We start from the raw sequence: 12,223 nt of genomic DNA on the forward strand, positions 1-12,223 counted from the left end.
GGGGAGCTTAGATGCGAGCTGAAAGTAACGGAACGTCCCGGCGGATTCTCTGCGTGTTTCCGCGCTACACCTCGTCCTTCGGCACGTTCGAGTATGCCTATCCCCTGACCGATGGCGTCCGCGCCTTCATGCCGCCGCAGGGGCTCTTGCTGATCTCCGCCTACCTTCCGAAAGAATGGCAGGTCAAATTCGTCGACGAGAATTTGCGCCGCACGACCAGGGAGGAGTTCGAGTGGGCGGAAGCCGTCTTCGTCAGCGGCATGCACATCCAACGCCAGCAGATGAACGACATCTGCCGCCGCGCCCATGAGTTCGACCTACCGGTCGCGCTCGGCGGGCCCTCCGTCAGCGCCTGCCCCGACTATTATCCGTCCTTTGATTATTTGCATGTCGGCGAGCTCGGCGACGCCACCAACCAGCTGATCGAGATCCTGTCGCGCGACACCTCGCGTCCGGAGAGCCAAGTCGTGCTCACGACCAAGGACCGCGTGCCGATGACGGAGTTTCCGATCCCGGCCTATGAGCTCGCCGATGTGAAGAAGTACTTCCTCGGCAGCATCCAATATTCCAGCGGCTGTCCCTATCAGTGCGAGTTCTGTGACATCCCCAGTCTCTATGGCCGCAATCCGCGCATCAAGACGCCGCAGCAAATCATCGCCGAGCTCGACCGCCTGCGCGAATGCGGCATGACCGACACGGTCTATTTCGTCGACGACAATTTCATCGGCAACCGCAAGGCGGCCATGGACCTGCTGCCGCATCTAATCGAGTGGCAGAAGCGGACCGGCTATGTGGTGCGGCTCGCCTGCGAGGCGACGCTCAATATCGCCAAGCGCCCCGAGATCCTCGAGAAGATGCGCGAGGCCTATTTCATCACCATCTTCTGCGGCATCGAGACGCCCGATCCGGATGCATTGCATGCGATGCACAAGGACCACAACATGATGGTCCCGATCCTGGAGGGCGTGCGCACCATCAACTCCTACGGTATGGAGGTGGTCTCGGGCATCATCATGGGGCTCGACACCGACAAGCCGAACACCTCGGAAGCGCTGCTCGCCTTCGTCGAGGATTCCCGGATTCCGCTGCTCACCATCAACCTGCTCCAGGCGCTGCCGAAGACGCCCCTGTGGGACCGTCTGGAGCGCGAGGGGCGCCTCGTCCACGACGACGGCCGCGATTCCAACGTCGATTTCCTGCTGCCCTACGACGAGGTCGTCGCGTCATGGAAGCACGCCATGGCGGTCGCCTACGCGCCCGAGAAGGTCTACGCGCGCTATCAGCACCAATGCGACCACGTCTATGTGAATCGGCTCAAGGTGCCGGTGCCGGACGAGATGAAGACGTGGCCCAATATCAGACGCGCTCTCGTCATGCTGCGCAACCTCTTCTGGAAGATCGGCGTTCTCGGCGACTACAGGCGCGTGTTCTGGAAGTTCGCGCTGGGCCGCATCAGGCGCGGTGATCTCGAAGGCTTGATCGGCTGCGCCACGATCGCCCATCACCTCATCACCTTTGCGCGCGCGGCCTCCAGCGGCGAGCAGAACGCCTCGAACTATTCGATCCGGCTGCGCGAGGCCGCCGTTCCCGCCGAATGAGCGACAGATCCGTTCCGGTTCGCCCGACCATCGACCTCAGGTCGTTCACGCCCGCGCGCGTCGCGCTGGGACGCAGCGGCGCGAGTCTGCCGACGAAGGCGCTGCTCGATTTCACGCTGGACCATGCCCGTGCCCGCGATGCCGTGCATGCCGCCTTCGATACGCCGCGTCTGCTCGCCGATCTCGGCGCACTCGATCTTGCGGTGACCGAGGTGAGGAGCCGGGCGGTCGATCGCAGCGACTATCTGCGGCGGCCGGATCTGGGGCGGCAGCTCGACCCTGCCTCGGCCCAGCGTCTCGCACGAAGCGTCTCCGCCCCGAGCCAGCTTGCTGTCGTGATCGGAGACGGCCTGTCCGCGGCGGCGGTCCACGCCCATGCGATCGCCGTGGTGAAGCGCCTGTTGCAATCGCTTGCGGAGGGGGATGCTGTCGCGATCGGCCATGTCGTCGCCGCATCGGGCGCGCGCGTCGCGCTCGGCGACGAGATCGGCGCCATTCTCGGCGCGCGCATGGTCGTGATGCTGATCGGCGAGCGGCCCGGCCTCTCCGCGCCCGACAGCCTCGGCGCCTATCTGACCTTCGCGCCGAGGCCCGGCCGCACCGATGCCGAGCGCAATTGCGTCTCCAACATCCACCGCGGCGGGCTGAGCCACGACGAGGCGGCGTTCAAGATCGCCTGGCTGGTCCGCGAGGGGCTGGCCCGGGAGGTCACCGGCGTGGCGCTGAAGGACGAGAGCGCGGACCGCGCGCCGCGCCAGATTGGGACATTCTCGCCGGGATGACGGTCATTCCAGGCCCGGATCGCCGCTTTTCGAGCGATTCGGCCGGGCTTGGCCTGCTTGCGAAAAGACCTGTTGACCTGCTAAACCGCTGCCGGCGATTTTCCGCGCATTTTCAAAGGGCAAGCCTCCCATTGGTATGGCGTTTTCAAGCCGTTCGCGCGGCGCAATAAGCTCTCAAGATTGAGCCGATTTAGGAACTGGACAAGGCATGCTCGAAAAGCACAGCGAGAGTGAGGTTCATGTCGACAAGGTCGAGCAGGGACCTACGTCCTCCATCGCCTTCGGGCTGGAGCGTCTCGGGCTGATCGCCGTTCGGGCCCCGATCGTCTCCTGCATCGTCCTGCTCGCGCTGATCGTCGGCGCGGTGTTCGGAATCTACCGGATCAAGATCGACGATTCGCTGTCGCAGCTGTTCCGCTCCGACAGCCGCGAGTTCCGCCAGTACGAAGAGGTCACCAAGAAGTTCCCGGCGGAGGAGTTCGACGTCCTCGTCGTCGTCGAGGGCAAGACCCTGCTGGAGCGGAACAACCTGGAGAAGCTGCGCGACTTCGTCACCGACCTGCAACTGGTCGAAGGCACGCGCGGCCTCGTCTCGCTGTTCTCGGCGCGCCAGGCGCCGGCGCCGGGCAAGTTGCCGGCGGCGCTGTTCCCGGCCGAGCTGCCCGAGGGCGCGGCCTATGACACGTTCATCGAGACCGTCAAGAACAACGAGATCATCCGCGGCAAGCTGCTGTCGGAGGACGGCACGCTGGCGCTGATCGTGCTGTCGCTCGATCCCGAAGTGGTCGGCTCCAACAAGCTGACCAAGACGGTCGGCGACATCCGCGCGCTGATGAAGGAGGATCTCGGCGACACCGGGCTTAACGTGCAGCTCTCGGGCGTGCCGGTGATGCAGCTCGAAATCCGCAATGCGGTCGAGCGTGACGGGCTGACCTACAACATCCTCGGCATCCTTGCCGGCTGCATCATTGCCATCATCTTCTTCCGCAAGATCTCGTTCATGATCGCGGCGGCATTCCCGCCGATGATCGCGATCCTGCTGGCGCTCGGCGCGCTTGGCTGGGCCAATTTCAACCTCAACATGTTCCTGAACGTGATGACGCCGCTCATCATGGTCATCAGCTTCTCGGATTCGATGCAGCTGACCTTCGCCGCGCGCGACCGGCTCATCGCCGGCCAGGACAAGTTCACCGCGTTCAAGAACGCGGTGCTGGTGGTGGGGCCGGCCTGCGTGCTGACGCACGGCACCGCCGGCATTTCCTTCATCGCGCTGCAATTCTCCGACTCCGACCTGATCCGCAAGTTCGGCGAGGCGGGGCTTGCCGCCACCATCATCGCGCTGGTCGCGGTGCTGTCGCTGGTGCCGGTGTTCGGCGTGCTGTTCGTGCGCAACGAGAAGGTCTTCGCGGTCAAGTTTCAGGGCGCGGACGCCGGCGTCCAGGCGCTGCGCAATTTCTGCTACTGGATCGCGGTGCGGATGGTCGGCCGGCCCGGCCTGTTCAGCCTGATCGCGGTGCTGTTCGTCGGCGGCCTCGGCGTCATCTACGCCAATCTGGAGCCGCGCTACCGGCTCGCCGACCAGGTGCCGGACAAGCGCCAGGCGGTCGCTGCCAGCGACCGGCTCGATGCCAAGCTCACCGGCGCCAATCCGGTCAACGTGCTGATCGTGTTCCCCAAGGGTGAATCGCTCTATTCGCCGCAGACGCTGCAGACCATCGCCGAGGTCCATGCGACGGTCGAGAAGGCCGCGGGCGTCGGCAACGTCTGGTCGCTGGAGACGCTGCGCCGCTGGCTGGCGGAAAAGGCCGGCAGTGCCGACGTCGCGACGCTGAAGGAATATGTCAGCGTCATCCCCGAGCACCTGGTGCGGCGCTTCATCGACGCCGAGCAGGACGCCGTCGTCGTCGCCGGCCGCGTGCCGGACAAGGATTCCAGCCAGCTCCTGCCGATCGTCGACAAGCTCGATACCGAGCTCGACGCCGTCCGCAAGAAGCATCCCGGCTACGAGGTCGCGGTGACCGGTCTCGCCGCAATTGCGGCGCGCAATTCGGCCAACATGATCGAGAAGCTGAACCGTGGGCTCACCGTCGAATTCGCGCTGGTCGCGATCTTCATCGGCCTCGCCTTCCGATCCTGGGTCGTGATGCTCGCCTGCATCCTGCCGGGCATCTTCCCGGTGGTGATGTCGGGCACGGTGCTGTGGGCGATGGGCGAAGGCCTGCAATTCGCCAGCGTGGTCGCGCTCACCGTCTCGTTCGGCCTCGGCCTTTCCGCCACCATCCACTTCCTCAACCGCCTCAGGCTCGAGAGCAAGCCAGGCGTCGGCTCCGCGCTCGCGGTGGAGCGGGCGACCGTACTGGTGGGGCCTGCGCTGATCCTGACCACGGTGGTGCTGGCCTGCGGCCTCGTCGTCACCGTGTTCTCCGACCTGCCGTCGCTGCGGCTGTTCGGCTGGCTCAGCGCCTTCTCGATGGTCATGGCGCTCGTCGCCGACCTCTTCATCCTCAGGCCGACCGCAATGTGGCTGATCAACCTGCATGAGAGGTTGCAGGGCACCGATAAGCGGGCGATCTGAACGGCGGGACGGCAAGGCCGTCGCATGCGGCCTCGCGCAGACCAGTTGCAGACAACGCCAATCAGCAAAAAGCCCCCGACTCGCGAGAGCCGGGGGCCATGATGTCCATTGAAGTGGAGCGCGATCAGCCCTTCGTCATCGTGATGTTGACGCCGCGGATCTCGCCCTTGGACGAGATCTGCACGGTCTGCTTGGTGCCGTTGGTGCGCAGCGACAGATTGGCGGCAAAGCCGTTGGCCTCGACGAAGACGTCGATCTGGCCGCCGCCGGCGGTGCCCTGGAGATTGCCGAAGATATTGCGGCTGGCCTCGCTCCAATTGCCGGAGATGCGGTCGCCCTGGCTCGTCACGTCGCTGGTGAGGTCGAACTTGTAGCTGTCGGAGGCGCAGTGCAGCGCCTGCTTCAGGCTGAGGCCGCTGCCGGCCACCTTATAGTCCGCCTTGCAGCGGATGCGCTCGGTGGAGCCGTCGGACAACGACACCGTGCCGGTGCCGCTCCATGCGCCGTCAAAGCCGGCAAACGGTCCGGACGACTGAGCATGGCTTGCCGTCACCGAAAAGAGCAGCGCCGCCCCGATGCCGGCCGCCGTGATTGCCAGTCCAGATCGCCCAAAGAATGTCATCGCAAATATCCCGTTTTGGAACGACGTTCGCTCACGATTGAGAACGTCTCGCCACATCGAAAGTTTAGTGCTCCGAGCTTGTGGCAGGTTCAAAGCCCGGCGGCCAGAGACGGCGGTTCACGCGGCCCGCTGTGCTTTCGGGGCCGCGATTTGCCGCGTTTCGGCATGTTTCCGGCAGCGGAGGACGGGCCAAGAGATGCAGCGCAGCAACAGGTCTGCACTAAAACGCAACACCCCCGGATTATGACGTAGTATCAAGCCCTTACATCTGCCAATGAAAGCGCGGGGAAGACCTGATTCGGCGGGTGCGGCGCCAATTTGGCCGCATTTGCCAGTGCTTGTGCCTTCTCTGAGGCCGCCAGCCGCGGCGACTTGCCATCAGAACCAATCCGTTCCGGCCATCCGCCCTGCGCAGTCCGGGATCGGTGCGATTCTGCCGTCAGAATGAAGGAATACAATGCGTAAGCTTCTCGTCGCTCTCACCCTGCTGTCAGCCTCCCTTTCGACGGCGGCGTTCGCCCAGCAAGGGCGCGGCACCGAGGCCGAGCAGAAGGCCTGCACCCGCGACGTGCAGAAGTTCTGCCGTCCCGTCATCGACCAGGGCGATTTCACCATCCTGGCCTGCCTCAAGGAGAACCGGGCGAAGATCTCGCAGGCCTGCGACCAGGTGCTGAAGAACCACAATCAATAGACTCGGCCATTGGCCCCCAAAGCGGTTCTCGGCTGCTTTTCCGGGCCCAATCCGCGAAGGGGCAGCCATCGACGGACAGGATTGGTTTTGCGGCCGTATTCCCCTATATGGGGGCCGCGGCGGCGTCGCCGGCGTGAGCCCGCGCGAGCGAAAAAGCCCTTCCTGTCCAAACGATTGTAAACCAGCCCTCGATGACCTCTGCGAGCGAATTGCGATCCGGGAAGGGTGACCGCGACGAGAATTTTCCCGTCGCGTCCTGGATCATTCATCCGCGTCATCGCGCCCTGATCCTGGCCTATTACAATTTCGTCCGCACCGCCGACGACATCGCCGACCACGCGACGCTGTCTCCCGACCAGAAGCTTAGCTTTCTTGATCTGCTCGAGGCGGAACTGCTCGGCAAGGGTGACACCCAGCCTGAGGCCGTCAGCTTGCGCCGCGCGCTGGCCGAGCGCGGCATGACGCCCCGTCACGCGCTCGACGTGCTGATCGCCTTCCGCATGGACGTGACCAAGCTGCGCTACGAGACCTGGGACGAGGTCATCCATTATTGCCGCTATTCGGCGATGCCGGTCGGCCGCTTCATGCTCGACGTTCACGGCGAGAGCACCTCGACCTGGGCCGCCTCGGACGCGCTCTGCGCAGGCTTGCAGATCAACAATCACCTGCAGGATTGCGGCAAGGATTATCGCGAGCTCAACCGCGTCTATCTGCCGCGCGATGCGCTGGCGGCACACGGCGCCTCGGTCGAGCAGCTCGGTCTCGCCCAGTCGCCGCCGGCGATGCTGGCCTGCCTGCAGTCGCTCGCCGCGCGCAACGCGGCGCTGCTCGACGAGGGCAGGTCGCTCGCAGCCGAGATCCGGGATTTCCGTCTCGGCCTCGACGTCTCCGTCATCCAGGCCTATGCCGACCGCATCGTGCGCCTGCTCAAGGTGCGCGATCCCCTGCGCGAGCGCGTGCATCTGAACAAGTTCGAGCTGCTCGCCTTCAGCCTCGCCGGGATCATCGGCGAAGTCGGCCGCCGTGCGATCGGTCGCAAGGCCATTTCCAGACCGGGGACTGCCCATGACGCTTGAGGCGACCACGCCCGGCGCCAATTACGGCTCGACCGCATCCGGCAGCTCGTTCTATGCCGCGATGCGCATCCTGCCGCGTGATCAGCGCGAAGCGATGTTTCAGATCTACAGCTTCTGCCGCCAGGTCGACGACATCGCCGATTCCGACGGCCCGCGCGACGAGCGGCTCGCCGCACTTCAGGAGTGGCGCAACGACATCGACGCGCTCTATCAGGGTCATCCGCCGCCGCGGCTGAAGGACTACGTCGCCTCGGTGAAGACCTTCGGCCTCAAGCGCGAGGATTTCCTCGCCATCGTCGACGGCATGGAGATGGACGTGCCGCAGGACATCCGTGCGCCCGACATGGCGACGCTGGATCTGTATTGCGACCGCGTTGCCAGCGCCGTGGGGCGGCTGTCGGTGCGCGTGTTCGGCATGCCCGAGGAAGACGGCATCCTGCTCGCGCACCATCTCGGCCGCGCGCTGCAGCTCACCAACATCCTGCGCGACATCGACGAGGACGCCGGCCTCGGCCGGCTCTATCTGCCGCGCGAGGCGCTGCTGCATGCCGGCATCACCTCCGATGATCCGAACCGCGTGATCGCCGAGCGCGCGCTGCCCAAGGTCTGCATGCCGCTGGCGCAGCGCGCGAAGGCGCATTTCGAGAAGTCGGACGAGATCATGAACCGCAACAGGCGCCGCGCCGTGCGCGCGCCGCGGATCATGTCGAAATACTATCATTCCATTCTGGACCTCCTGATCGCGCGTGGCTTCTCCGCGCCGCGCGCGCCGGTGCGTGTGTCGAAGATCACACGGATCCTGATCCTGCTCCGTTACGCTTTCATCTGATGCAAAACACAGCTCACATCATCGGTGCTGGAATTTCCGGCCTCTCCGCCGCCGTGCGGCTCGCCAATGCCGGCTTCAAGGTCGCCGTGCACGAGGCGACGCACCAGGCCGGCGGCCGCTGCCGGTCCTATTTCGACGGCGCGACGGGTCTCACCATCGACAACGGCAATCATCTGTTGCTGTCGGGCAACTTCCATGCGCGCGCCTATGCGCGTGCGATCGGCACCGAGGCGGGCCTCGTCGGTCCCGAGCGGGCGCAATTTCCCTTCGTCGACATCAAGACCGGGCAGCGCTGGCAGATCGATCTCGGCGATGGACGATGGCCGACCTGGGTGCTCGACGAAAGCCGCCGCGTGCCCGACACTGGCCTTGCCGATTATCTCAAGCTGGCGCCGCTGATCTGGGCGTCGGAGGAGACGCTGGTCGGCAAGTCGATTCCGACCGAAGGCATCCTCTATCAGCGCCTGGTGCAGCCGCTGCTGCTGGCCGCGCTCAACGTTGATCCGCCCGAGGGCTCGGCCGGGCTCGCCGGCGCGATCGTGCGCGAGACGCTGCTGGCGGGCGGGCAGGCCTGCCGTCCGCTGATCGCGCGCGATGGCCTCAGCGCGGTTCTCATTGAGCCCGCCGTGAAGTTTCTGCAGGAGCGTGGCCACACCGTTCAGCTGGGCCATGAGCTGCGCGAATTCGTTAGCACAGACGGCAAGGCGACCGCGCTGAATTTCGGCGGCGAGGATTTGATCCAGCTCGGTGCGGGCGATGTCGTCGTGATGGCGGTGCCGCCGCGCGCGGCAGCAAGCCTGCTGCCGGGCCTGAAGACGCCGACCGAATTCCGCGCCATCGTCAATGCCCATTTCCGCATCACACCGCCGCCCGGCTCGGCGGCGATCCTCGGCGTGATCGGCGGCGTGGTGGAATGGCTGTTCGCGTTTCCGAACCGGCTCTCGGTCACCATCAGCAATGGCGACCGCCTGGTCGACATGCCGCGCGAGGAGCTGGCGCAGACGATCTGGAACGAGGTCTGCGAGGCGGGAGGTGTATCCGGCGAATTGCCCCCGTGGCAGATCGTGCGCGAGCGCCGCGCCACATTTGCGGCGACGCCGGCCCAGAATGCCCTGCGTCCGGGGCCGGTCACTGCGCTGAAAAACCTGTTCCTCGCCGGCGACTGGACTGCTACGGGATTGCCGGCAACCATCGAGGGATCGGTCCGGTCGGGTGACCGCGCCGCCGATCTGGTTCTGGCCGCCAAAGCATCCTGAAAGGCGGCCGGCAATTTGTCCGCTCAACATTCAATCGACTATCGGAGCAATCGAGCGACATGGATTCCGTGACCGCGACCAGCCGCGAAGCCTTGGAATCGAGCATTGCGTCGGCCACCCAGGGCATCCTCGGCTTCCAGCAGGCCGACGGCCATTGGGTGTTCGAGCTCGAGGCCGACGCCACGATTCCCGCGGAATACATTCTGCTGCGGCACCATCTGGCCGAGCCGGTCGATGCCGTGCTCGAGGCCAAGATCGGCAATTATCTACGCCGCATCCAGGGCGCTCACGGCGGCTGGCCGCTGGTGCATGACGGCGAGTTCGACATGAGCGCCAGCGTCAAGGCCTATTTCGCGCTGAAGATGATCGGGGACTCCGTCGATGCGCCGCACATGGTGCGTGCGCGCGAGGCGATCCGCTCGCGCGGCGGCGCGATCCACAGCAACGTCTTCACCCGCTTCACGCTGGCGATGTACGGCGTGCTGGCCTGGCGCGCGGTGCCGGTGCTCCCGGTCGAGATCATGCTGCTGCCGTTCTGGTCCCCGTTCCACATCAACAAGATCTCCTACTGGGCGCGCACCACGATGGTGCCGCTGATGGTGATCGCTGCGCTGAAGCCGCGCGCGAGGAATCCGCTTGGCGTCGGCATCGACGAATTGTTCCTGCAGGACCCGCGCTCGATCGGCATGACCGCCAAGGCGCCGCATCAGAGCATGGCCTGGTTCCTGCTCTTCCGTTCGCTCGATGCGATCCTGCGCGTCGTCGAGCCGCTGTTTCCGAAGAGCCTGCGCAAGCGCGCGATCGACGCCGCGCTCGCCTTCACCGAGGAGCGGCTCAACGGCGAGGACGGCATGGGCGCGATCTACCCGCCGATGGCCAACATCGTCATGATGTACGACGCGCTCGGCAAGGACGAGAACTATCCGCCGCGCGCGACGACGCGCCGGGGTCTCGACAAGTTGCTCGTCATCAAGGACGACGAGGCCTATTGCCAGCCTTGCGTCTCTCCGGTGTGGGACACGACGCTCACCGCGCATGCGCTGCTGGAAGCCGGCGGCGACAAGGCGGTGCCGGCCGCCAAGCAGGGCCTCGACTGGCTGATCCCGCGGCAGGAGCTCGAGCTGAAGGGCGACTGGGCAGTGAAGCGGCCCGACGTGCGCCCGGGCGGCTGGGCCTTCCAGTACAACAACGCGCATTATCCCGACCTTGACGACACCGCCGTCGTGGTGATGTCGATGGACCGCATGCGGCGGGAGCACGGGGCGGCCGGCTATGATTCCGCGATCGCCCGCGCCCGGGAGTGGATCGAGGGCATGCAGAGCGACGACGGCGGCTGGGCCGCCTTCGACGTCAACAACCTCGAATATTACCTGAACAACATCCCGTTCTCGGACCACGGCGCGCTGCTCGATCCGCCGACCGAGGACGTCACGGCGCGCTGCATCTCGATGCTGGCCCAGCTCGGCGAGACCGAGAAGACCAGCAAGCAGGTTGCCGCCGGGGTCGCCTATTTGCGCAAGACCCAGCACCCGGAGGGGTCCTGGTACGGCCGTTGGGGCATGAACTTCATCTACGGGACCTGGTCGGTGCTGTGCGCCCTCAACGTGGCCGGCGTCGACCACAAGGACCCCATGATCCGCAAGGCGGCGGACTGGCTGACCTCGATCCAGAACGACGACGGCGGCTGGGGCGAGGACGCCGTCAGCTATCGGCTCGACTACAAGGGCTGGGAAGCCGCTCCCTCGACCGCCTCGCAAACGGCATGGGCCTTGCTTGCGCTGATGGCGGCAGGTGAGGTTGATCACCCGGCCGTCGCTCGCGGGGTGGAGTACCTGATTGCAACACAAAACAAAAAAGGACTGTGGGACGAGCAGCGGTACACCGCCACAGGCTTCCCCCGCGTGTTCTATCTACGTTATCATGGTTACCCAAAGTTCTTTCCGCTGTGGGCATTGGCGCGGTATCGGAACTTGCGGAACACCAACAGCAGGGTGGTAGGGGTCGGAATGTGACTTTGGGGACGGGGGACTATGTTACCGTGGGTCAGGCCATCGACCCGCGGCCGATACTGATCGTGACCGGATTGGTGCAAGAGGCCCGCATCGCGGCCGGGCCCGGAATGGCGGTGATCTGTTCATCCAGCAGCCCCACCCAGTTGCGGGCGCTTCTGACGGTAGTGGATCCCGAGACGATTCGGGGCGTGATCTCGTTCGGCGTGGCCGGCGGGCTCGACCCGAGCTTGCGCTCGGGGGACGTCGTGCTGGCGACCGAGGTGCTGTCCGGCGACGCCCGCTGGGCCGCCGGCCTGTCGCTCGGCGACGACCTGATCGAGCGCCTGACCTCGGGCCGCCGCCGCGTCGTGCGCGGCAGCCTCGCCGGGGCCGAAGAAGTGGTCACGAAGCGCTCCTGCAAGGCGGCGCTGCACTCCGAGACGGGGGCGGCCGCCGTCGACATGGAAAGCCACATCGCAGCCGCCTACGCCGCGGAAGCCGGGCTGCCCTTCGCCGCGGTCCGCGTCATCAGCGATCCCGCCCACCGCGCGCTGCCGGCAATCGCCCGCGCCGCCATCAAGCCGAACGGCCAGATCGACCTCGGAGCCGTGCTGCGCGGCATCGTGCGCAATCCGGCAACGCTGCATGCCCTGGTCTCGACCGGCCTCGACTTCAACCGCGCGCTGCGGAGCTTGCGCGGCTGCCGCGATTATCTGATCGGGACGGAGCTCGTCGAGAGCGAAGAGCTGGTATCGAAGGCGGCGTGAGCCGCTCCTTTCGGGGTGGCAAAAACGAGGGCCGGT

10 protein-coding genes are annotated in these 12,223 nt (G+C 65.6%); 9 read left to right on the forward strand and 1 reads right to left on the reverse strand.

The features are described from left to right. Positions 1-11: 11 nt before the first annotated feature. The 3 genes from HZZ13_RS17375 to HZZ13_RS17385 all read left to right on the forward strand — a co-directional run bounded on the left by HZZ13_RS17375 (position 12) and on the right by HZZ13_RS17385 (position 4,955). The gene (locus HZZ13_RS17375; protein WP_197960773.1) at positions 12-1,598 is read left to right on the forward strand and encodes a B12-binding domain-containing radical SAM protein; all 1,587 of its coding nucleotides are present in this window, start codon (positions 12-14) and stop codon (positions 1,596-1,598) included. Next, positions 1,595-2,380, forward strand: coding sequence for an ethanolamine ammonia-lyase subunit EutC (eutC, locus tag HZZ13_RS17380; RefSeq protein ID WP_197960774.1), 786 nt, complete (start codon positions 1,595-1,597; stop codon positions 2,378-2,380). The genes HZZ13_RS17375 and eutC overlap by 4 nt, the downstream gene beginning before the upstream one ends. Positions 2,381-2,588: 208 nt before the next feature. Continuing rightward, the gene (locus HZZ13_RS17385; RefSeq protein ID WP_197960775.1) at positions 2,589-4,955 is read left to right on the forward strand and encodes an efflux RND transporter permease subunit; all 2,367 of its coding nucleotides are present in this window, start codon (positions 2,589-2,591) and stop codon (positions 4,953-4,955) included. 124 nt (positions 4,956-5,079) lie between these two features. Here HZZ13_RS17385 and HZZ13_RS17390 read toward each other — a convergent pair whose 3' ends face one another. Then, positions 5,080-5,577 carry a hypothetical protein gene (locus HZZ13_RS17390; protein ID WP_197960776.1) on the reverse strand — a complete coding sequence of 166 codons (498 nt, stop codon included), beginning with the start codon at positions 5,575-5,577 and terminating at the stop codon, positions 5,080-5,082. Positions 5,578-6,034: 457 nt separating this feature from the next. Here HZZ13_RS17390 and HZZ13_RS17395 point away from each other — a divergent pair, with 457 nt between their 5' ends. The 6 genes from HZZ13_RS17395 (at position 6,035) to HZZ13_RS17420 (ending at position 12,187) form a co-directional block, all read left to right on the forward strand. Then, positions 6,035-6,268 carry a hypothetical protein gene (locus HZZ13_RS17395; protein ID WP_027572148.1) on the forward strand — a complete coding sequence of 78 codons (234 nt, stop codon included), beginning with the start codon at positions 6,035-6,037 and terminating at the stop codon, positions 6,266-6,268. Between the two features lie 191 nt (positions 6,269-6,459). After that, positions 6,460-7,344 (forward strand): squalene synthase HpnC, encoded by an 885-nt coding sequence (gene hpnC / locus HZZ13_RS17400; protein ID WP_197960777.1) that lies wholly within the window; start codon positions 6,460-6,462, stop codon positions 7,342-7,344. Then, entirely contained in the window at positions 7,334-8,173 is an 840-nt protein-coding gene (gene hpnD / locus HZZ13_RS17405) for a presqualene diphosphate synthase HpnD (RefSeq protein WP_197960778.1), read from the forward strand. The genes hpnC and hpnD overlap by 11 nt, the downstream gene beginning before the upstream one ends. Next, positions 8,173-9,429: a hydroxysqualene dehydroxylase HpnE gene (gene hpnE, locus HZZ13_RS17410; RefSeq protein ID WP_197960779.1), complete on the forward strand. Its 1,257-nt coding sequence runs from the start codon at positions 8,173-8,175 to the stop codon at positions 9,427-9,429. The genes hpnD and hpnE overlap by 1 nt, the downstream gene beginning before the upstream one ends. Positions 9,430-9,488: 59 nt before the next feature. Continuing rightward, positions 9,489-11,441, forward strand: a complete 1,953-nt coding sequence (gene shc / locus HZZ13_RS17415) for a squalene--hopene cyclase (protein WP_197960780.1) — start codon at positions 9,489-9,491, stop codon at positions 11,439-11,441. Beyond that, complete coding sequence (locus tag HZZ13_RS17420; RefSeq protein WP_197960781.1) at positions 11,438-12,187, forward strand: phosphorylase; 750 nt, start codon at positions 11,438-11,440, stop codon at positions 12,185-12,187. Before shc ends, HZZ13_RS17420 begins: the two co-directional genes overlap by 4 nt. Positions 12,188-12,223 lie beyond the last annotated feature (36 nt).

The sequence above is a fragment of the Bradyrhizobium agreste genome (genome assembly GCF_016031625.1).
Taxonomy (GTDB): Bacteria; Pseudomonadota; Alphaproteobacteria; order Rhizobiales; family Xanthobacteraceae; genus Bradyrhizobium; species Bradyrhizobium agreste.